The following is a 19,577-nucleotide window of genomic DNA, read 5'->3' on the forward strand; positions in this document are numbered from 1 at the left end:
CCTCCACTCCTAGCGCATCGCCGCGCCGCCCCCAACCGGCGGCCGGGCGTGTTCAGGCGCCGCCGCTGCGCATCCTGGCGGCGAAGAGGTGATGGTCCTCCATCACCGCCTGCGCCGCCCGCATCGCCGCCGCGCGCAGCCAGCCGGCGGGCCGCTTCGCCAGGTCGGCGCGGATCGCCTTGCCCGCGTCGCCGGTGCCGAGATGGATCGCCGCCAGTTCGCGCCCCATGGCGTCCAGCATCGGGGCGTCCAGCAGCACCTTGCGGCCCAGCGTCTCCTCCGGGCCGCCCTCCCAGCCCGACGAGACCTGCCGGTCGGTCTCGATCTTGCGGTTGTTGGGCGAGAGGCGGCGCACCGCCACCCCGTCGGTCACGCGGTACCAGGGGTCGGGCGCGCGGTAGCGGGCGGTGGCGATCTCCAGGCAGCGCACGCCGCGCCCCTGGTGGCCGTGCAGCCGCGTCCAGGCCGAGGGCAGCACCGGCTTGGCCTCGCGCATCACCCAGTCGCCACGCCACTTCGCCTGCGCCACCCAGCGCGGCCGCCCGAGGCTGCCGAGGCCGGCGCTGCGGTACCAGAAGCGCGGCTCCTCGGCATGGGCCGGCAGGGCGGCGCGCAGCGCGGCCTCGTAGCGGGAGAAAAGGGAAGGCCGGTCGGCAGGCTTGCGCGCCTCGAAGCGCTTCCGCTTCTTCTTCAGCTTGGCCCAGAAGGCGTCGCGATGCTCGTCCGGCACCATGACGGTGTGGCGCAGCCAGGCGCGCTCACGGTCCAGCAGGGCGGGGGCCGGCTTCGCCAGGCCTTCATTGTAGCCCTCCAGCAGGGCATCGGCGATCGGCCCGATCTCGCGGTGATCCTCCTCCGGGCTGGCCAGCAGGCCGCTGGTGGCCAGCCGCAGCAGGTCGAGCGTGTAGGGCATCTCGGCCGCCTCGTCGTAGTCGTTGACGCCCCAGACGAGGCGGCCCTCGGCGTCGCGCCAGGTGCCGAAATTCTCCAGGTGGATGTCACCCACCGCCAGCACGACGGGCGCGTCGGCCAGTTCGGGGTGCAGGTCGAGCGCCGTCTCAGCCCAGCGGAAATAGGTGGCGCGCAGGAAGGAGAAGGGGTCCTCCGCCATTTCCGCGTGCTTCTCGGCCAGCGCCTCCTCCACCAACTCGTGCCCCAGCTCGGTGCGCAGGAAGGCTTCGTAGGCGGCGTTCGAGGCCAGGATGTCCATTCGTCCGCTTCCCCCTTTCTGCCGGAACGCAGGGGGAAAAGCTCGGGCGGGGCAAAAGTTCCGCTTTCCCAACTGATGGCGGGGTCCGGGGTGACACTGTCACCCCGGCGGGGTTCCAGGGGCGGAGCCCCTGGCGCTGCTCAAAACCCGAGTCGCCCCCAGGCCGCCCGTTCCTCCACCATCACGGCGGCGCCGCGCAGCAGGCGGAGCGGCAGCGGCGGCCGCTTGACCCCGAAGGGCACGATCTGCGCCTTCTCTCCGAAGCGCCGGCGGATCTCGCCGCGGGCGTCGCCGAGTCGGTCGATCAGCCCGAGCGGCAGGGCCTCGCGTCCGGTCCAGAAGCGGCCGTTGAACAGGTCGGCCTGGGGCGCCTTCAACCGCTCGCCGCGGCGCGCCCGCACCCAGGCCTTGAACTCGCCGTGCAGGGTGCCGAGCAGCTGCTCCAGCCGCTCGCGCTCCCAGGGCTGCACCGGGCGGAAGGGGTCGAGGAAGGATTTCTGCTCGCCCGCCGTGGCCAGGCGGCGCTCGATGCCGAGCTTGGCCGCCAGTTCCTCCACCCCGAAGCTGGCGGAGATGACGCCGATGGAGCCGACGATGCTGGAGGGGTCGGCGACGATCTCGTCCGCCGCGCAGGCCAGCCAGTAGCCGCCCGAGGCGGCGGCGTCCTCCACGCAGGCGATCACCGGCAGCTTGTGCTTCTCGGCGAGCTGGCGGATGCGCTGGGCGATCAGGCTGGACTGCACGGGCGAGCCGCCGGGCGAATTGATGGCCAGCACCACGGCCGCCGCGCGCTTCAGCGCGAAGGCCCGCTCCAGCACCGGCCCGATGGTCTCGACGTTGAGCGGCCCGCCCGGCCCGATGCCGCCGCGGGCGGCGATGAGGCCGGAGAGGCGGAGCAGCGCCACGCGGGGGTGGCGGCTCAGGAAAGGGATCTGCATGGGAAGAAAGATGACCACCTTTCGCCGCCGGGCAAGAAGTGCGACCTACGCGGGGCATCACAGCCTTCCAAGGAGAATGCCCCGATGAAGACACGCGCCGCCGTCGCCTGGGAAGCCGGCAAGCCGCTCTCGATCGAGGAGGTCGATCTGGAGGGCCCGCGCGAGGGCGAGGTGCTGGTGGAGGTGAAGGCCACCGGCCTGTGCCACACCGACAAATACACCCTCTCCGGTGCCGATCCGGAGGGCATCTTCCCCTCCATCCTCGGCCATGAGGGCGCGGGCATCGTGGTGGATGTCGGGCCGGGCGTGCGCACGCTGAAGAAGGGCGACCACGTCATTCCGCTCTACACGCCGGAATGCCGGGAATGCGACTATTGCCTCAGCCGCAAGACCAACCTCTGCCAGAAGATCCGCGTCACCCAGGGGCGTGGGCAGATGCCGGACGGCACCAGCCGCTTCTCCTGCCAGGGCAAGCCCATCCACCACTACATGGGCACCTCGACCTTCTCGAACTACACGGTGCTGCCCGAGATCGCCGTGGCCAAGATCCGCGAGGACGCCCCCTTCGACAAGGTCTGCTACATCGGCTGCGGCGTCACCACCGGCATCGGCGCGGTGATCTTCACCGCCAAGGTGGAGGCCGGCACCAACGTGGTGGTCTTCGGCCTGGGCGGCATCGGGCTGAACGTCATCCAGGGCGCCAAGATGGTGGGCGCCAACATGATCGTCGGCGTGGACATCAACCCGGCGCGCGAGGCGATGGCCCGCAAGTTCGGCATGACCCACTTCGTCAACCCGAAGGAGATCAAGGGCGACCTGGTCGGCCACCTCGTCGAGCTGACCAATGGCGGCGCCGACTACAGCTTCGAATGCGTCGGCAACACCACGCTGATGCGCCAGGCGCTGGAGTGCTGCCACAAGGGCTGGGGCGTCTCGACCATCATCGGCGTGGCCGAGGCCGGCAAGGAGATCAGCACCCGCCCCTTCCAGCTCGTCACCGGCCGGCGCTGGATCGGCTCGGCCTTCGGCGGCGCGCGCGGCCGCACCGACGTGCCGAAGATCGTCGACTGGTACATGGACGGCAAGATCAACATCGACGACCTGATCACCCACACCATGCCGCTCGAGAAGATCAACGAGGGCTTCGACCTGATGGCGCGCGGCGAGAGCATCCGCGGCGTCGTGATCTACTGAGGCGGCCCTCCGCGCCGGAACCTTGCCCTCCCCCGCCGCGTTCGGGGGAGGACAGGTTCACCGCAAGGAGCTGAACACGCATGACGCCCCGCCTCGCCGCCTCCGCCCTGGCCCTCGCTTTGCTGGCCGCCGCCCCGGCGCTGGCCCGCGCGCCCTCCGCGGATGAGCGGGCCCGCGTCGAATCCGCGCTGCGGGCGCAGGGCTTCGTCGGCTGGCGCGGGATCGAGATGGATGACGGCCTCTGGGAGGTGGACAATGCCAGCCGCGGCAACAACGACGTGCGCGACATCCGCCTGACCCCGGACGACCTCACCCTCATCGATGCCAGCGAAGGCGACCGCGCCGTCACCGGCGAGGAGCGGGCGGCGATCGAGCAGGCCCTGCGCGGGCAGGGCTTCACCGGCTTCAATTCCGTCAGCCTGGATGACGGCGTGTGGGCGGTGGACGACGCCCGCGGCGCCGATGGCGTGCTCTACGATCTGGCGCTGGAGCGCCACAGCCTCCGCATCCTCCACCGCGAGAAAGACTGAGGACCCGCCCGACATGGCAATCGACGGCCTGAGCGACGACACCATCCGCAATATCCTGCTGAACACGCGGCGCATCGCCGTGGTCGGCGCCTCGGCCAACCCGGCGCGCCCCTCCCACGGCGTCACCGGCTTCCTCGTCGGCCGCGGCTTCGACGTAACGCCGGTGAACCCCGGCCTGGCCGGTCAGCGCCTGCACGGCGCGGCGGTCGCCGCCAGCCTGGAGGAGGTCGGCCCGCTGGACATGGTGGACATCTTCCGCCGCAGCGAGGAGGCGGGAAAGGTGGTGGACGAGGCCATCCGGCTCGGCGCCAGGACGGTCTGGATGCAGCTCGGCGTCATCGACACCGCTGCCGCCGAGCGCGCCCGCGCCGCCGGGCTGGTGGCGGTGATGGACCGTTGCCCGGTGATCGAGTGGAGCCGGCTCGGCCTCTCGCGCGGGGCCTGAGCCGCCGAACATGGACGTTCTGTAATTTTCTCTCTTGAAAGCGCCGAGGCGGCGGTCCAATTGCTTGGCCGCGCCCGGACCGGGCTCCGGTTCGGGGCTCCGGTTCCGGGCGCGGACGGACGACACCCTGTTCGAGAAAGGCCCCGCCCGGGGATCGGACATGACCGAAGAAGAACGCCGCATCATCACCGCCTTCGTGGAGCGCATGGCGGGGGTCTCCGCCCCGCAGCCGGCAGCCTCTCCCTGGGGCGGCGGCAGCGTGCCGGCCACCCAGTCCCGCCCGCCCCTGCCGCCGGTGGACCCGGAGGCGGACCGGCTCATCGCCGAGCTGTTCACGCGCTACCCCGAGGCGCGCTACCGGCTGACGCAGACGGCCTTCGTGCAGGAGCACGCCCTGGTGCAGGCGCAGAACCGCATCCAGGAACTGGAGTGGCAGCTGGAGAACACCCAGCGCCAGGCGCAGGCGACGCAGCAGAGCCGTGGCGGCCTGTTCGGCGGCATGTTCGGCGGTGGCGGTGGCCGTCCCGTGCCGATGGCGCCCCGCCCGCAGCCGGTGATGCCGCCCTACGGCATGAATCCCGGCATGATGCAGGCCGGGCGCGGCTCCGGCTTCCTCGGCTCGGCGCTCACCACCGCGGCCGGCGTGGCCGGCGGCATGGTGCTCGGCAACATGCTGATGAACATGTTCGATGGCGGCGCGGCCGAGGCGGCGACCGCCGCCGCCGGTGACCTTGCCGGCGGCTTCGGCCAGGAGGCGGTGCCGACCGCCAGCCCCTGGACCGAACCGGGCGCGCAGCAGGACGCGGTTCCCGGGCAGGACAGCTTCGGCAACGATGCCTTCCCCGACGATTCCGGTTTCCAGGACGACCCGGGCTTCGACGATTCCGGCTTCGACGACGAGGTCTGACCCGCGGGCGGCCCGCCGCCTGATCTGACCTGGCGCCGCCCCCCCTGCGGGCGGCGCCCCCGCCGCCTCGGCGTTTGACAGGCTCGCCGATGCCGGCGCAGCGTTCCGTTTTGCTCCGCAAGAGGAACGTCCCATGCCGCCTGTCGGCCTTGAAGCCGAGCCACCGCCCAGCCGCGAGCCACCCGGCCGCGAACCACCCAGCCACGACTGGCGCATCATCGGCCTGATCGGCACCGGCCATTTCCTGTCGCACTTCTACATGCTGTGCCTGGCGCCGCTCTTCCCGATCTGGCGCGACGATTTCGGCGTCTCCTATGCCGCGCTCGGCCTCTCCGTCGCGCTGATGAGCGCGGTCACGGCGCTGCTGCAGACCCCGGTCGGCTTCCTGGTGGACCGGCACGGCGCCCGGCCCTACCTGGTCGGCGGCACGCTGCTGATGGCGCTTTCCATCTCGGCCATGGCCTTCGCGCCGAACTACTGGGTGATCCTCGGGCTCTCGATCCTGTCCGGCATCGGCAACAGCGTCATCCACCCGGCCGACTACGCCATCCTCGCCGGCAGCATCAACAAGTCCCGCATGGGCCGGGCCTTCGCCATGCACACCCTCACCGGCAATCTGGGCTTCGCCCTCGCCCCGCCGGTGATCGCCGTGCTGGCCGTGGCGATCGGCTGGCGCGAGGCGCTGCTGGCGCTCGGCCTGCTCGGCGTGCCTGTCGTGGGCGCCATCCTGCTGCAGAGCCGCATCCTGGCCGACCAGGCGAAGCCCAAGGCCAAGGATGCCGGGCTCGGCGTCGCGGTGCTGTTCTCCCGCACCATGCTGCTGTTCTTCGCCTTCTTCCTGCTCTCCGCCATGGCGGGCTCGGGCATCCAGGCCTTCCTGATCACCGTGCTCGACCAGATGTGGGGCATCCCCGTCGCGGTCGGCTCGATGGCGCTGACCGGCTACATGCTCGGCAACACCGGCGGCGTTCTGGTCGGCGGCTGGTTCGCCGACCGCTCCACCCGGCATGCCGCCTTCGTCATCAGCCTGACCCTGGTCTCGATCACGCTGCTGCTGATGCTCGGCGTCATCCCCGTGCCGGGCTATGCCGCCGTCGTGCTGGCGCTGGGCGCCGGCTTCGCCCTCGGCGCCAGCCGCACCCCGCGCGACGTGATGGTGAAGGATGCCGCCCCGCCCGGGCAGATCGGCAAGGTCTTCGGCTTCATCTCCGCCGGCCTGCCGCTGGGCGGCGCGCTGACGCCGGTGCCCTTCGGCCTGCTGCTCGATGCCGGCTATCCGCATCTCGTGCTGCCGCTGGTGGCCGGGCTGCTGGCGCTTTCCCTGCTCTGCATGGGCAGCGCCCGCGGCACGGCGCTGGCGGAGAAGACGGCGCGCCCGCTGCCCGCCGAATAGCTTGGCCGCCTCCCTCACCCTGCTGCTGGAGGCGCTGAACTGGGCCGGCTCAGCGGCCTTCGCCGCCTCCGGCGCCCTGACCGCCTCGCGCAAGCAGCTCGATCCCGTGGGCTTCGTGCTGATCGCCGCCACCACCGCCTTCGGCGGCGGCACGGTGCGGGACGTGCTGCTGGGCCGCCCCGTCCTGTGGCTCGGAACGCCCGGCCTGGCGCTGATGGTGGCGCTGGTGGCGCTGGTGCTGTTCTTCGCCGCGCACCGGCTGGAGCGGCGCTTCGTGCCGCTGCTCTGGGCCGATGCGGTGGGCATGGCCCTCTTCGCCGTGCTGGGGGCGGAGGCGGCGCTGCAGGACGGTGCCAGCCCCTGGGCCGCCATCCTGCTCGGCGTGATCACCGCCACCTTCGGCGGCGCCCTGCGGGACGTGATCTGCGGCGAGCTGCCGCTGATCCTGCGGAAGGAGATCTATGCCACCGCGGCAGCGCTGGGTGCGGCGGGCTTCGTCGCTCTCTCCCTGCTGGGGGCGGATCGCGGCCTCGCCGTCTGCGCCGGCATGGCGGCGGCCTTCCTGGTGCGGGCGGCGGCCCTCCTGCGCGGCTGGTCCCTGCCAACCTACAAGGCGCGGCCGGGGCGGGAATATCCGGACGCCCGCTGAGCGGCAAAAGCACCCCGCCCGGCCGCCCGGCACGGCCCCTTGCCGGGCCACCATGCACGGTGCGCCGCCGCCGACAGCAGCCCTCCACGCCCTTCAGCAAGGTGGCGCAAAGGAGGTATCTTCCCACCGCCCTGCCCCAGCTGTTCAATCACCGGCCACGGCCCGGCCGCCGACGCATCCGACGCGGAAGAGGTGCGATGCCCCTGGAGACGATCATCCGCCCCATGGCGGAACAGGACCTTGACGAGGCGGACGGCGTGATGCGCCTCGCCTTCGGCACCGAATTCGGCCTGCCCGACCCGGCGCGCTTCATGGGCGATGCCAAGCTCCTGTGCCCGCGCTGGCGGACCAACCCGGCGGGCTGCCTCGTTGCCCAGGCTGGCGCGGCCGTGATCGGCAGCGTGGCGGTCATGGACTGGGGCAGCGTCGCCGTGCTCGGCCCGCTCAGCGTGCATCCCGCCCGATGGAACCAGGGCCTTGCCCGCCGCCTGCTGGAGGCCGCCCTGGCCACGACGCCGGCCAGGCTGGTGGCACTCTACACCCAGCCCGGCAGCCCGCGGCATCTGCGCCTCTACGAGGACGCCGGCTTCGCGACCCGGCATCTCATCGCGGTCATGGCGAAGCCGGTGGCGCCCGCCACGGCCGCCCCGGATTTCCTGCTCTTTTCGCAGCAGCGGCCGGAGCAGCAGGCGGAAGCCCTCGCCGCCTGCCGGGAGATCAGCAACGCCACTTTCGCCGGGCTCGACCTGAGCCGGGAGATCCGCGCCACGACGGAGCAAGGGTCGGGCGACACGCTCCTGTTGCGCTCGGGCAATGCCACCACCGGCTTCGCCCTCTGCCAGGAGGGCGCCGGCAGCGAGGCCGGCAGCGGCACGCTCGCCGTCAAGTTCGGCGCCGTGCGGCCGGGCGACGCGGCCGCCTTCCAGGACCTGCTTGCCGCTGCCGAGGCGCTGGCCTCCCGGCGTGGTGCGCGGCGCCTCCAGGCCAGCGTGACCCATGCGCGGCGCGCGGCCTATGCGCGGATGAAAGCCGCCGGGTTCCGCACCGAGCTTTCCGGCATCGCCATGGTCCGGCCCGAGGGGCTGGGCTACGACGCGCCGGAGAGCTTCCTCGTGGAGGAATGGCGCTAGAGCAGATCCCGTTCGCTCTGGCTCACGGAAAACGCTCCAGCTGTTTGTTTTGGCGAACATCTTCACCCGTGCCGATGATGCCATCGGAACGGGATCTGCTCTGGGGTGAAGGCTGCCGGGAAGCTGCTGCCCGCCCCCCGGCGGACCTGCGAGGCCCGACGCATCGTGCTTCCCGCCGCGGGAGAACGCGAGCGGCCTGGCCATGCTGTTCCGGCCGGCCGGCAAGCTTGCGCATGGCACCCAGAAGCAGCCGTCACCCCCCCTCAGGGGGCGCGCGCGGGCCAATCACCCCTTGCCTCCGCGCCCTGTGGCGTTGAGCCGGGGCGCCGCCTTCAGAGCGGCTTCGTCAGGAAGATCCGGCTGGTGCCGGGCGGCTGGCAGGCGATCTCGCCGAACCGCCGCCAGCCCAGCCGCTCATAGAAGCCGGGCGCCTGGAAGCTGATCGTATAGAGGACGGCGGCGACACAGCCGCGCCGGCGCCCTTCCTCCTCGAAGGCGGCCAGGACCGCACTGCCCAGGCCGCCGCCCCGCAGCGGCTCCGGAAGATAGAACAGGTCCAGGAACAGCAGCCCCAGCGACGAACGGCCCGTCGCCCCGCCCAGGATCGCGCCCGTGGCGGGGTCCTTCACCAGGACGGCGAGCCCCTGCCGGTCGGCATAGCCCGTGACGGCGTCGTTGTAGGCGCTGAGGCCGCCGCCGATCACCTGGAGCGCCTGTTCGCTCACCTCCGCGGAGACCACGATCTCAGGAGCGGCCATGCGCCGCTCCGCGCCGGCGGATGGCGAGGCGGTCATGCCGGGCTCCAGCGCGCCTCGGGGTCGAGCGGCAGCACCGGGCGCGGCAGCTTCGTCCATTTGAAGCGGTCCAGCATCGGTGAGGTCAGCCCCGGCGCGTCCACCTCGATGATCCGTCCGGGCGTGAAGAACTCGTCGAAGCCGGCACGGAAATGCCCACGCGACTTCACCACCAGGCAACGCGCCGCGCCGATGTCGAGGCCGAGATGCTCCAGGAAGGCCGGGTCGGCGCATTGCGTCCGCCGGGTGATCACCACCACCACGATGCCGCCCAGCCGCAGTGCCACGGTGGGGCCGAGATCCATCGCCGTGCCGGCGAAGATGCCGCGCCGTCCCGTCACCCTGCCATCGGAGAGCGCCAGCACCTCCGCCTCCGCCGCGAAGGGATGTGCGAAGCTGTCCGTGGCGGCGCGGTTGAAGCGGGCGGTGAAGCGCGCCCCCTGGCCGAGCTGGTGCGCCTCGGCGGCCAGCGCCGGGTCGTGGATCACGCCGAAGATGGCATCCTGCACCCCCGCCTTGTGGAAGGCCTCCAGGATGTACATCGTGTTGCCGCCGCCGCCGCCGCCCGGGTTGTCCGCGACATCGGCGAAGGCCAGCGGCACCTCGGTGGTGGCCGCCCGCTGCACCGCCTCGGCCAGTGGCGTCAGCCTGGCCACGAAGCGGCCGCGCTTGCTCCAGGCATCCTTGGCCAGCGCATCGGCCAGCGCCTCGCAGGCGTCGCGGTCCGGCCCGGTGACGATGATGGCGAAGCCGTTGAAGGGCGTGTCGCCATAGGCGAAGCCGCCCATGACCGAGACATTCGCCACCTTGTCCGGCCCCAGCACCTTCAGCCGCTCCTGCCCGAAGTCGATCACCTCCGCATAGGGCCCCTTGGCGGTCAGCAGGCTGACGCTGGGCGCCACGATCGGCAGGCGGCGGAAGGCGCGGTGGAACCGCTCGCCCCGCATCAGCCGGCGCAGCAGCGCGGCGGCTTCCGCGCCGCGCTCGCGCATGTCCACATGCGGGTTGGTGCGGTAGCCGACGAAGGCGTCGCACTGCGCCACCATCGTCTCCGAGACATTGGCGTGCAGATCGTAGGAGCAGACCAGCGGCACCTCCGGCCCCAGCACCGCCTTGACCAGGCTCTGCAACGCGCCCTCGGGGTCGTCCAGCGCGGTAGCCAGCCCGGCGCCGTGCATCACGCAATAGACGCCCTCCACCTGGCCGCGCAGCGCCTCCAGCCCGGCGCGCCAGATCGCCATCATCGCGTCGAAGGCGGCCTGGTCCACCGGCCCGTTCGGCTCGGCCATGGCGAGCAGGACGGGGCGCGGCCGCCAGGGCCCGGCGGCGTCCATGGCGGCGACGAAGCCGGGCATCTCCGCCAGCGCCACCGGCGCGGGGCTGCGCGCGTCCATGAGGATCGCCTCGCCTTCCAGCCAGCAGCGGAAATCCTCCCGCCGCGCCACCGGCGCGAAGCGGTTGCACTCGATGGAGAAGCCCAGCAGGGCGACGCGCGGACCGCTGTTCCCCTCGCCGCCTCCGCCGGCGCCGCTCACAGCGTCAGCCCCAGCAGCTCGGCATGGCGCTGCGTGGCCTTGAGGCCGCTGCCCGTCAGCACGACCACGGTGGTCTCGTCCCGCCCGATGGTGCCGTTGGCCAGCAGCCGCGCGAAGGCCGCCGCCGCCTGGGCGCAGGTCGGCTCGACATAGAGGCCCTGGCGCGCCAGGGCGCCGGTCGCCGCGGCGATCTCCTCCTCCTCCAGCAGCACGGCGCCGCCCTGGCTGCCATGCAGCACGTCCAGCACCTCCGGCGTGCGGATCGGCTGGGCGATGGCGGTGCCCTCCGCGATGGTCGGGCGCGGCGCGGCCGGCGCCTCGCCGAGGAACGCCCGCGCGATCGGCCCGCAATGCGCGGGCTGGGCGGCGAAGATGCGCGGCAGGCGGACGATCTCCCCGGTCCGCAGCAGCTCGGAGAAACCGATGCCGCAGCCCAGCACGTTCGACCCCGCGCCGCAGGGCACGATGACGTTGTCCGGCGCCTGGAAGCCGAGATCCTCCCACAGCTCGTAGGCCAGCGTCTTGGTGCCGTGCAGGAAGAAGGGATGCCAGTTGTGGCTGGCGTAGAAGATCTCCTTCGCAGGGTCGTTCCCCTGGGCCAGCGCCGCATCGGCGCAGTCCTGCCGGCTGCCGGGGATCAGCTGGATCGCCGCCCCCATGGCGCGGGACTGCACCGTCTTGGCCGGGCTGGTCGATTCCGGCACCAGGATCCTGGCCTTCATGCCGCCCGCCGCCGCATAGGTGGCGATGGCGGCGCCGCCATTGCCGGAGGAATCCTCCAGCACATGGTCGATGCCCTGCGCCCGCAGCAGCGAGAGCATCACCGAGGCGCCGCGGTCCTTGAAGCTGCCGCTCGGCATGAACCACTCGCACTTGAAGCGGACCGGAGCGCCGTTCCATTCCCCGGCCACCAGTGGTGTGCAGCCCTCGCCCAGGCTGATCCGCGACTCGGGCCGGAAGGGCAGCGCGGCGGCGTAGCGCCAGAGGCTGCGCTCGCCGGCTGCAATCTCATCGCGCTTGAGGCCGGGCAGGTCGGTCAGCAGCAGCGGCTGGCCCTCCGGTCCGCACCAGCGGGGCTCGGAAAGCGGCCAGGTGCGGCCGCTGCGGGGGTCGAGATAGGCAGGGTCTTGCATGGGGTCGCAGCGTGGCTTGCCAGCGCCCGCCCGGCAAGGGATAGGCAGGCCGCATGGAACACATCGACGCCGTGGCGCGGCTCGCCGCCGACCTCGTGCGGCTGGACAGCCGCTCCTTCGTCTCCAACCAGGCCGTGGCCGACCGCATCGCCGCCGAGCTGGACGGCTTCGAGCTGGAGCGGCTCGACTACACCGACGGTGCCGGGGTGGCGAAGCAGGTGCTTGTCGCGCATCGTGGTCCTTCCGGTGGCGTGGCCCTCTCCGGCCACATGGACACCGTCCCCGACACCGGCTGGCAGGAGGACCCCTTCTCCGGCCGCATCGACGGTCAGGGCATCCTGCACGGCCTCGGCGCCGCCGACATGAAGGGGCCGCTGGCCGCCTGCATCGTCGCCGCCCGCACCCTGCCGGCGCATCTCCCCGCCACCCTCCTCATCACCACCGACGAGGAAACCACCAAGCAGGGCGCCCGCGCCATTGCCGACCGCTCGGCGCTGGCCCGCCGCGCCGCGCCGCGCGGCGTCATCGTCGCCGAGCCGACCGGGCTGATCCCCGTGCGCGGCCACCGCAGCAACATCGACTTCATCGCCGTGGCCGAGGGGGTGCAGGCGCATTCCTCGCTTGGCACCGGGCGCAACGCCAACTGGGCGCTGATCCCCTTCCTGGTCGAGATGAAGGCCCTTGCCGAGCGCCTGCGCAGCGACACCACGCTGCACGACGCCGCCTACAGCCCGCCCTTCAGCGACTTCAACCTGATCCTCGACAACCACGGCGCGGCGGTGAACGTCACCGTTCCCAGGGCCACGGCGCGGATCAAGTTCCGCTACAGCCGCAGCATCGACCCGACCCCCGTGGTGCAGGCCGTCGAGGCCGCCGCCGAACGCGCCGGTGCCAAGCTGACGATCGTTCGCCAGGGCCGCCCGCCGGAAACCCCCGCCGACCATCCCCTGGTCCGCGCCGCCGAGGCCGCCACCGGCCACAGGGCCGAAACCCGCCCCTTCGGCACCGATGCCAGCGAACTGCAGGAAGTCGCCCCCTGCATCATCCTTGGCCCCGAGGTGATGGACACCGCCCACAGCCCGCGCGAGCAGGCCAGCATCGCCCGCCTCGCCGCCGCGGTGCCGCTCTTCCACCGGCTGATGGGCGCGTAGCGGACCGCCGGGGCGGTGCGCGGCGCCGCCCCGGCTCTGGCGCTCTCGTGAAGAGGCCCGGCTTTGACCGGGTCCGTTTACGTTGATATCAACTTAAATATCGCCATGAGCGCGGCCCTGGCGCCGCACTCCAAAAATTCAGGGAGCGATGAACATGTCCTATGTGGAAGGCTTTGTGCTGGCCGTGCCCGCCGCCAACCAGGAGATCTTCCGGCAGCATGCCGCTGCTGCGGCGGCGCTGTTCAAAGAATTCGGCGCCACGCGCGTGGTGGAGTGCTGGGGGGACGACGTGCCGGACGGCAAGACCACCGACTTCCGCCGCGCGGTGAAGGCCGAGGATGGCGAGATCGTCGTCTTCAGCTGGGTGGAGTACCCGGACAGGGAAACGCGCAACGCCCTGCATGAGCGCATGATGAGCGACCCGCGCATGAAGGCGATCGGCGAGATGCCCTTCGATGGCAGGCGCATGATCTTTGGCGGCTTCGTCCCGATCGTGGAGGCCTGACAGCCTCCCATCCTGCAACGATGCCCGCCGCCTCCCATTTCCCCTCCGCAGGTCACACCGAACGGGAAAAGGAGACTGTGGATGAAAGGCATCGTGGTGCGCGCACCAGGCGGGCTGGACCGGCTTGAGCTGATCGACATGCCCGAGCCCGGCACGCCCGGGCCAGGCGAGATCCGCGTCCGGCTGCATGCCAGTTCGCTGAACTACCATGACTTCGGTGTGGTCAGCGGCCGCATGAAGACCGCCGACAACCGCATTCCCATGGCCGATGGCGCCGGCGTGGTCGAGACGGTGGGGGAGGGCGTGGACGAGTTCGCCCCCGGCGACCACGTCGTCTCCTGCTTCTTCCCGGGCTGGCAGGACGGCCCGCCCACCGTGGGCGACTTCTCCACCGTTCCCGGCGACGGCGTGGACGGCTACGCCCGCGAGGCCGTCACCCGGCCGGCCAGCTGGTTCACCCGGGCCCCGATCGGCTACAGCCACGCGGAGGCCGCCACCCTCACCACCGCCGGCCTCACCGCCTGGCGCGCCCTCATCGTCGATGGCGGCCTGAAGGCGGGCGATGTCGTCCTGGTGCTCGGCACGGGCGGTGTGTCGATCTTCGCCCTGCAGATTGCCAAGGCCATGGGCGCGACGGTGATCGCCACCTCCTCCTCGGACGCGAAGCTGGAGCGCCTGCGCACCCTCGGCGCCGACCACACCGTCAACTACCGCCAGCATGCGGACTGGGGCAGCCGCGCGCGCGACTGGACCGGCGGCCGCGGCGTGGACCATGTCATCGAGGTCGGCGGCCCCGGCACGCTGGAGCAGTCCATCACCGCCGTTCGGGTCGGCGGCCACATCTCGCTGATCGGCGTGCTGACCGGCCGCAAGGGCGAGGTGCCGACCGCCGCCCTGATGGCCAAGCAGGCCCGGCTGCAAGGGCTGATCGTCGGCAGCCGGCGCCATCAGCAGGACTTCGTCCGTGCGCTGGACGCCACCGGCCTGCGCCCGGTGATCGACCGCAGCTTCCCCCTGGCGGACATCGCCGAGGCCTTCCGGCACGAGGAATCCGGCCGGCACTTCGGCAAGATCGGCCTGGAGTTCTGAGCGCCGCGGCGGCGCGGCGCCGGGCCGGGACCTCCCCGAAGCCGGCCGCGCCACCTCCTGCGGGGCGCCGGGCCACCCGCCATGCCCCGGCACGCCGCCCCGGTCTCGACAATCCACCGGAAACGCTCCTTTCTTGCCCGGACGGCGCCGCCGCCCGCCGGCGGCAAAGGAGGAAACCATGTCGAGGTTCAGGACCTGCCTGGGAGCCTTGCTGATGTGCGGACTTGCCCTTCCTGCCATGACCCCTTCCGCCCTGGCCCAGACCGCGCCGCGGCGGGACGAGTTCTTCTGGCTGGGCGAGATCAACAAGGCCAGCGCGGTGATCAACACCGGGGAGGGCCTGCTCGATCCCGCCTCGACTCTGCGGATCGCCGCCGGGCTGGAGAAGGTGCTGGAGGCGGGCGAGCGGCCGGGCGGCAAGCGCCCCACCCTCGTCATCACCTTCGAGCCGCTGCTGATCGAGGCCGCCGGCGTCGAGGCGACCCTGCTGCATGCCGGCCGCTCCAGCCAGGACATGCTCGCCACCGTCCGCGCCGCCATGCTGCGCGACGCGCTGCTGCAGCTCGCTGGCCAGCTCCACAAGGCCACCGGCACCATGCTGCGCCTGGCCGAGGCGCATGCCGGTACCATCGTGCCGAACTACACCAACGGCGTCGCCGCCCAGCCCAACAGCTACGGCCACTATCTCCTCGGCCATATCGCCGGGCTGAAGCGCGATGCCGAGCGGCTGCGGCAGGCCTATGCGCGGCTCGACCTCTCGCCCATGGGCACCACCGTGCTCAACGGCACGAGCTGGCCGCTGAACCGCGACCGCATGGCGCAATACCTCGGCTTCCCCGGCACGGTGGACAACGCCTATGACGCGGCGCAGATCCTCGCCACCGAGATGCCGGTCGAGATCGGCGCGGTGGTGAACAGCATGGCCCTGCATGTCGGCGCCTTCGTCGAGGACGTCATGACGCAATACGCCCAGCCCCGCCCCTGGATCCTGCTGCGGGAGGGCGGCGGCAACACCTACGTCTCCAGCGCCATGCCGCAGAAGCGCAACCCCGGCCTGCTGAACGACACCCGCGCCGAGGCCTCGCGCGTCATCACCGCCGGCGTCGGCCGCGTCATCCAGGCGCACAACATCCCGCCCGGCATGAGCGACGCCAAGAGCGCGCGGGACAACACCGCCGTTGTCGCCGGCGCCGTCCGCATGCTGGCCGCCTTCGACCGCGTGCTGAACGCGCTGGTGATCAGCCCCGAGCGCGCGCTGGAGGAGCTGAACAGCGACTGGACCGCCTCGCAGGAAGTGGCCGACAGGCTGATGCGCGAGTACCGACTGCCCTTCCGCGTCGGCCACCACTTCGCCTCGGAGGTGGTGAGCTACGCCAAGACCAATGACATCCGCCCGAGCGACTTCCCCTATGCCGAGGCGCAGCGCATCTACGCCGAGACGGTGCGGCACGAGATGCAGGTGGAGAACGCCACCCTGCCGATGAGCGAGGCCGAGTTCCGCGCCACCCTCGACCCGGTCGCCATCGTGCGCAACCGCGCGACGCGCGGCGGTCCGCAGCCGGCCGAGATGGCGCGCATGATCGGCGCGGCGAAGGACGACCTCGCAGCGCAGGACGGCTGGATCAGGGAACGCCGCCAGCGCATCGACGGCGCGCTCGCCGCCCTCGACGGGGACTTCCGCAAGCTGCTGACGCAGGCGAAGTAACGATCAGCCGGGGCCAGGGGCGCTGCTCCTGGAACCCCGCCAGGGTGACAGTGTCACCCCGGACCCCGCCACCGGTGGGGCAGGCTCACCCCCGCTGCTTCTCGCGCCGCGGCGGCGTCAGCGGCTCCGGTCGCACGGTGTAATGGTCGGAGTCCACGAAGAAGCCGCCGAGCTGCTGCGCCTTCAGCCGCTCGCGGTCGCGCTCGCGCACATCCTGCTCCACCGCCTCCGCCGTGTCGCGCGGCACGCCAAGCCCGACCAGCGCCTCCCGCCCCAGGGCGAGGGCCGATTCCAGCGTCTCCCGCACCTGTCCGCCCACGCCGCGCGCCAGCAGTTCCAGCGCGTGCCGGCGGTCCCAGGCGCGGACGAAGCAGGGCGTGTCCGGGAAGGCCTCCTGCACCACGCCGACGATGCGGTTGGTGATCTCCGGCCGGTCGGTGCAGACCAGGATCATCCGCACCCGCCCGGCCCCGGCGGCGCGCAGCACGTCGAGCCGCGTGCCGTCGCCATAATGTACCCGCGCGCCGAAGCGGCCGGCCTCCTCGATGCGGTCCACGTCGGAATCGAGCAGCGTCAGCCGGACGCCATGGCGCAGCAGCACCTGTGCCACAAGCTGCCCGAAGCGGCCGAAGCCGATCAGCAGTACATTACCGATGGCGTCAGAAAAATTCTCCTCGGGGATCGGCTGACCACAGCTCCGCAGGAAGGCGGGGCCGAAGCGCACCAGCGGCGGCGTCACCGCCATGGAGAGCGTCACCAGCGCCACCAGCAGGCTCGCCTGCTCCGGCCGCATCACCCCGGCCGCCGCGGCGGCGGAATAGAGCACGAAGCCGAACTCCCCGGCCTGGGCCAGCAGCAGCGCGGTGCGCAGCGCGGTGCCGCGGGAATGGCCGAAGGCGCGCGCCAGCCAATGCGTCGCCAGCACCTTCACCGCCACCAGCCCCACCACACCGGCCAGCAGCACCGGCCACTGCGCCGCCACCACGCCGAGATCCACGCTCATCCCGACGGAGAGGAAGAACAGCCCGAGCAGCAGCCCGCGGAAGGGCTCGATATCCGCCTCCAGCTCGTGCCGGTAGTTGGATTCCGCCAGCAGCACCCCGGCCAGGAAGGCGCCCATGGCCATGGAGAGGCCGACCAGCGCCATCAGCGCCGCCGCGCCCAGCACCACCAGCAGGGCGGCGGCGGTCATGATCTCCCGCGTGCCGGCGCGCCCGAGCAGGCTGAAGAAGGGGTTCAGCAGGAAGCGCCCCACCAGCACCACCGCCGCCACCGCGCCCAGCGCCAGCGCCGCCGAGGCCCAGGGGGAGCCGTCATGCGCCGGCTCCACCGGCGAGAGGAAGGCCACCAGCGCCAGCAGCGGCACGATGGCGAGGTCCTGCAGCAGCAGGATGGCGAAGGCCGTCTGCCCCTGCGGCGCCTGCAACTCGCCGCGCTCCTCCAGCAGCGGCATGACCAGGGCGGTGGAGGAGAGCGCCAGGCCCAGCCCGGCGACGCTGGCCGCCGGCGCCGCCCAGCCTGCCGCCAGCATCAGCCCGATCGCCGCCAGCCCGCCGCAGCCCAGCACCTGCGCGGTGCCGAGGCCCAGGATGTCCTTCCGCAAGGCCCAGAGGCGGCCGAGGTTCAGCTCCAGCCCGATGACGAAGAGCAGCAGCACGACGCCCAGCTCGGCCACCCCCGCCACCCGGCCGGGCGCCGCGAAGAGCCCGAGCGCCGAAGGCCCGATCGCCACGCCCGCGGCGATGTAGCCGAGCACCGAGCCCAGCCCGAGCCGCTTGGCCAGCGGCACCGCGACCACGGCGGCGGCGAGCAGCACCATCGGCTCCAGGAGCGGGGTCAGGTGGTCGGCCTCGGCCATCGGGCGCTCCTGCGGGGAGGGATTATCGGCGGATTAGGTCATTGCGGCGGATGCGGCGCAATGCAGCAGGTCGGGGGAATGAATTCCCCCGAACCCCCTTCTTTTTCTTGTCGGTTTTGCGATGCGCGTGCCGTTGGCGCGGGAGACTCGAAGAAGAAAGATGGGGGTCTGGGGGAATTTCTTCCCCCAGGCTTTTTTTTAGTCCCCCAGGGTCTCCAGCAGCTCGCAGAGAGTCGCGCAGCGCGGCGCCAGCTCGTGCCAGAGGATGTGCTCGAACTCCGCATGCGCCCCCGCGCCGGAGCAGCCGAGCCCATCCAGCGTCGGCACGCCGAGCGCGGCGGTGAAGTTGCCGTCCGAACCGCCGCCGCGGTGCTGCTTCGGCAGGTCGTAGCCGAGGCGGGCGGCGATCTCCCGCGCCCGCGCGTAGAGCGCCAGGCCGGCCGGGCTTTCCTCCATCGGCGGGCGGTTCATGCCGCCGGTGATGGTGACATGGGTGCCCTCCGGCTGCGGCCCGGCCATGGCCTGCACCGCCGCCTCGATGCGCGCCCCGTCGGTGGCAGTGGCGACGCGGAAATCCACCTCGCAGCCCGCCTCGTTGGGGATCACGTTGGGCCGGGTGCCACCCCAGATGGGCGCGCAGTTGGTGGTGGTGCCGCCGGGCAGGTCCACCAGGGCGTGGATCTGGGTGATCAGCCGCGCCAGGGTGACGATGGCGCTGGCGCCCTCCTCCCAGTTGCCGCCGGCATGGGCGCTCGTGCCCTGCACCTTCACCACGAAGCGGCCGACGCCCTTGCGCGCGGTCACGCAGGCCTTGCCGGGATTGCCCGCCGGCTCGGGGATCAGCACGGCGCAGGCACGCTGCGCCTCGCGCTCGATCAGGGCGCGGCTGGTCGGGCTGCCCACCTCCTCGTCCGAGGTCAGCAGCAGGGTGATGGGGCTGCGGGTCTTCACCTGCTGCCGCAGGATCTCGCGCACGGAATGGAAGGCGAAGAAGCTGCCTGCCTTCATGTCGTAGATGCCAGGGCCATGCGCCTTCTCGCCCTCGACGCGGAAAGGCACCGGGCCGGCCAGCGTGCCATGGCCCCAGACCGTGTCGAGATGCCCGGCCACCAGCACCGGCCGCCCCTCGCCGGGCGTGCGCGCCACCAGCTGGCCGCCGAAGCCCTCCACGCCGGGGACGCGCTCGATGGTGGCACCGACGGCGCGCAGCTCGGCCTCGGCCTTGTCCATCAGCCCGTCGATGGCGGCGGCGTCGGTGGTGGGCGTCTCGTGCTCCACCCAGCCGCGCAGCTCCTCCAGCAGGCGCTCGCTGGTGCCGAGTTCGGTGACGGGCATGGGGCCTCCTCTCCTTGCAATGAAGCCGGGGGTTGTCGCGCCACCGGTTCGGCTTGTCCATCCGGCCGCCGGGCGT

18 protein-coding genes are annotated in these 19,577 nt (G+C 72.0%); 11 read left to right on the forward strand and 7 right to left on the reverse strand.

Annotation, left to right across the window (positions count from 1 at the left end):
- Window positions 1-52: 52 nt before the first annotated feature.
- Complete coding sequence (locus tag QMO56_RS01620) at window positions 53-1,210, reverse strand: DUF2252 family protein (protein WP_283523277.1); 1,158 nt, start codon at window positions 1,208-1,210, stop codon at window positions 53-55.
- A 140-nt stretch (window positions 1,211-1,350) separates the two neighbouring features.
- Window positions 1,351-2,148: a S49 family peptidase gene (locus QMO56_RS01625; protein ID WP_283523278.1), complete on the reverse strand. Its 798-nt coding sequence runs from the start codon at window positions 2,146-2,148 to the stop codon at window positions 1,351-1,353.
- Between the two features lie 84 nt (window positions 2,149-2,232).
- Here QMO56_RS01625 and QMO56_RS01630 point away from each other — a divergent pair, with 84 nt between their 5' ends.
- The 7 genes from QMO56_RS01630 to QMO56_RS01660 all read left to right on the forward strand — a co-directional run bounded on the left by QMO56_RS01630 (window position 2,233) and on the right by QMO56_RS01660 (window position 8,396).
- Entirely contained in the window at window positions 2,233-3,342 is a 1,110-nt protein-coding gene (locus tag QMO56_RS01630) for an S-(hydroxymethyl)glutathione dehydrogenase/class III alcohol dehydrogenase (protein WP_283523279.1), read from the forward strand.
- 80 nt (window positions 3,343-3,422) lie between these two features.
- The gene (locus QMO56_RS01635) at window positions 3,423-3,872 is read left to right on the forward strand and encodes a PepSY domain-containing protein (protein WP_283523280.1); all 450 of its coding nucleotides are present in this window, start codon (window positions 3,423-3,425) and stop codon (window positions 3,870-3,872) included.
- A 13-nt stretch (window positions 3,873-3,885) separates the two neighbouring features.
- A complete protein-coding gene (locus tag QMO56_RS01640; protein ID WP_283523281.1) occupies window positions 3,886-4,317 on the forward strand; it encodes a CoA-binding protein in 432 nt (143 codons plus the stop codon).
- Between the two features lie 160 nt (window positions 4,318-4,477).
- Complete coding sequence (locus tag QMO56_RS01645) at window positions 4,478-5,224, forward strand: DUF2076 domain-containing protein (protein ID WP_283523282.1); 747 nt, start codon at window positions 4,478-4,480, stop codon at window positions 5,222-5,224.
- A gap of 133 nt (window positions 5,225-5,357) precedes the next feature.
- Window positions 5,358-6,617, forward strand: coding sequence for an MFS transporter (locus QMO56_RS01650; protein ID WP_283523283.1), 1,260 nt, complete (start codon window positions 5,358-5,360; stop codon window positions 6,615-6,617).
- A gap of 1 nt (window position 6,618) precedes the next feature.
- Window positions 6,619-7,266, forward strand: coding sequence for a trimeric intracellular cation channel family protein (locus tag QMO56_RS01655; protein ID WP_283523284.1), 648 nt, complete (start codon window positions 6,619-6,621; stop codon window positions 7,264-7,266).
- 197 nt (window positions 7,267-7,463) lie between these two features.
- Complete coding sequence (locus tag QMO56_RS01660) at window positions 7,464-8,396, forward strand: GNAT family N-acetyltransferase (protein WP_283523285.1); 933 nt, start codon at window positions 7,464-7,466, stop codon at window positions 8,394-8,396.
- A 332-nt stretch (window positions 8,397-8,728) separates the two neighbouring features.
- Here the strand turns inward: QMO56_RS01660 and QMO56_RS01665 are convergent, their stop codons facing one another.
- The 3 genes from QMO56_RS01665 to QMO56_RS01675 are packed head-to-tail and all read right to left on the reverse strand — an operon-like array spanning window position 8,729 to window position 11,858.
- Complete coding sequence (locus QMO56_RS01665) at window positions 8,729-9,190, reverse strand: GNAT family N-acetyltransferase (protein WP_283523286.1); 462 nt, start codon at window positions 9,188-9,190, stop codon at window positions 8,729-8,731.
- Window positions 9,187-10,725 carry a M81 family metallopeptidase gene (locus tag QMO56_RS01670; protein WP_283523287.1) on the reverse strand — a complete coding sequence of 513 codons (1,539 nt, stop codon included), beginning with the start codon at window positions 10,723-10,725 and terminating at the stop codon, window positions 9,187-9,189. Before QMO56_RS01670 ends, QMO56_RS01665 begins: the two co-directional genes overlap by 4 nt.
- Window positions 10,722-11,858 carry a pyridoxal-phosphate dependent enzyme gene (locus QMO56_RS01675; RefSeq protein ID WP_283523288.1) on the reverse strand — a complete coding sequence of 379 codons (1,137 nt, stop codon included), beginning with the start codon at window positions 11,856-11,858 and terminating at the stop codon, window positions 10,722-10,724. The genes QMO56_RS01670 and QMO56_RS01675 overlap by 4 nt, the downstream gene beginning before the upstream one ends.
- Window positions 11,859-11,911: 53 nt before the next feature.
- On the opposite strand from QMO56_RS01675, the gene QMO56_RS01680 reads away from it, so the two are divergent.
- The 4 genes from QMO56_RS01680 to QMO56_RS01695 all read left to right on the forward strand — a co-directional run bounded on the left by QMO56_RS01680 (window position 11,912) and on the right by QMO56_RS01695 (window position 16,308).
- Window positions 11,912-13,009, forward strand: a complete 1,098-nt coding sequence (locus QMO56_RS01680) for a M20/M25/M40 family metallo-hydrolase (protein ID WP_283523289.1) — start codon at window positions 11,912-11,914, stop codon at window positions 13,007-13,009.
- A 154-nt stretch (window positions 13,010-13,163) separates the two neighbouring features.
- On the forward strand, window positions 13,164-13,514 hold the full coding sequence (locus QMO56_RS01685; protein WP_283523290.1) for a DUF1428 domain-containing protein: 351 nt from the start codon (window positions 13,164-13,166) through the stop codon (window positions 13,512-13,514).
- 81 nt (window positions 13,515-13,595) lie between these two features.
- A complete protein-coding gene (locus QMO56_RS01690; protein ID WP_283523291.1) occupies window positions 13,596-14,603 on the forward strand; it encodes an NAD(P)-dependent alcohol dehydrogenase in 1,008 nt (335 codons plus the stop codon).
- 238 nt (window positions 14,604-14,841) lie between these two features.
- The gene (locus QMO56_RS01695; protein ID WP_283523292.1) at window positions 14,842-16,308 is read left to right on the forward strand and encodes a lyase family protein; all 1,467 of its coding nucleotides are present in this window, start codon (window positions 14,842-14,844) and stop codon (window positions 16,306-16,308) included.
- Between the two features lie 85 nt (window positions 16,309-16,393).
- Here the strand turns inward: QMO56_RS01695 and QMO56_RS01700 are convergent, their stop codons facing one another.
- On the reverse strand, window positions 16,394-18,166 hold the full coding sequence (locus QMO56_RS01700) for a monovalent cation:proton antiporter-2 (CPA2) family protein (protein WP_283523293.1): 1,773 nt from the start codon (window positions 18,164-18,166) through the stop codon (window positions 16,394-16,396).
- Window positions 18,167-18,364: 198 nt separating this feature from the next.
- Window positions 18,365-19,501, reverse strand: a complete 1,137-nt coding sequence (locus QMO56_RS01705) for a M20 family metallopeptidase (protein WP_283523294.1) — start codon at window positions 19,499-19,501, stop codon at window positions 18,365-18,367.
- Window positions 19,502-19,577: the final 76 nt, after the last annotated feature.

This window comes from Roseomonas sp. E05, from assembly GCF_030063475.1.
GTDB lineage: Bacteria > Pseudomonadota > Alphaproteobacteria > Acetobacterales > Acetobacteraceae > Pseudoroseomonas.

What these genes read in the sequence shown, in the direction of transcription:
- QMO56_RS01680 (WP_283523289.1), top strand. Translation starts at nt 11,912, where the DNA reads ATGGAACACATCGACGCCGTGGCGCGGCTCGCCGCCGACCTCGTGCGG.
- QMO56_RS01630 (WP_283523279.1), top strand. Translation starts at nt 2,233, where the DNA reads ATGAAGACACGCGCCGCCGTCGCCTGGGAAGCCGGCAAGCCGCTCTCG.
- QMO56_RS01635 (WP_283523280.1), top strand. Translation starts at nt 3,423, where the DNA reads ATGACGCCCCGCCTCGCCGCCTCCGCCCTGGCCCTCGCTTTGCTGGCC.
- QMO56_RS01660 (WP_283523285.1), top strand. Translation starts at nt 7,464, where the DNA reads ATGCCCCTGGAGACGATCATCCGCCCCATGGCGGAACAGGACCTTGAC.
- QMO56_RS01645 (WP_283523282.1), top strand. Translation starts at nt 4,478, where the DNA reads ATGACCGAAGAAGAACGCCGCATCATCACCGCCTTCGTGGAGCGCATG.
- QMO56_RS01675 (WP_283523288.1), bottom strand. Translation starts at nt 11,858, where the DNA reads ATGCAAGACCCTGCCTATCTCGACCCCCGCAGCGGCCGCACCTGGCCG.
- QMO56_RS01625 (WP_283523278.1), bottom strand. Translation starts at nt 2,148, where the DNA reads ATGCAGATCCCTTTCCTGAGCCGCCACCCCCGCGTGGCGCTGCTCCGC.
- QMO56_RS01695 (WP_283523292.1), top strand. Translation starts at nt 14,842, where the DNA reads ATGACCCCTTCCGCCCTGGCCCAGACCGCGCCGCGGCGGGACGAGTTC.
- QMO56_RS01690 (WP_283523291.1), top strand. Translation starts at nt 13,596, where the DNA reads ATGAAAGGCATCGTGGTGCGCGCACCAGGCGGGCTGGACCGGCTTGAG.
- QMO56_RS01685 (WP_283523290.1), top strand. Translation starts at nt 13,164, where the DNA reads ATGTCCTATGTGGAAGGCTTTGTGCTGGCCGTGCCCGCCGCCAACCAG.
- QMO56_RS01705 (WP_283523294.1), bottom strand. Translation starts at nt 19,501, where the DNA reads ATGCCCGTCACCGAACTCGGCACCAGCGAGCGCCTGCTGGAGGAGCTG.
- QMO56_RS01640 (WP_283523281.1), top strand. Translation starts at nt 3,886, where the DNA reads ATGGCAATCGACGGCCTGAGCGACGACACCATCCGCAATATCCTGCTG.
- QMO56_RS01665 (WP_283523286.1), bottom strand. Translation starts at nt 9,190, where the DNA reads ATGACCGCCTCGCCATCCGCCGGCGCGGAGCGGCGCATGGCCGCTCCT.
- QMO56_RS01620 (WP_283523277.1), bottom strand. Translation starts at nt 1,210, where the DNA reads ATGGACATCCTGGCCTCGAACGCCGCCTACGAAGCCTTCCTGCGCACC.
- QMO56_RS01650 (WP_283523283.1), top strand. Translation starts at nt 5,358, where the DNA reads ATGCCGCCTGTCGGCCTTGAAGCCGAGCCACCGCCCAGCCGCGAGCCA.
- QMO56_RS01700 (WP_283523293.1), bottom strand. Translation starts at nt 18,166, where the DNA reads ATGGCCGAGGCCGACCACCTGACCCCGCTCCTGGAGCCGATGGTGCTG.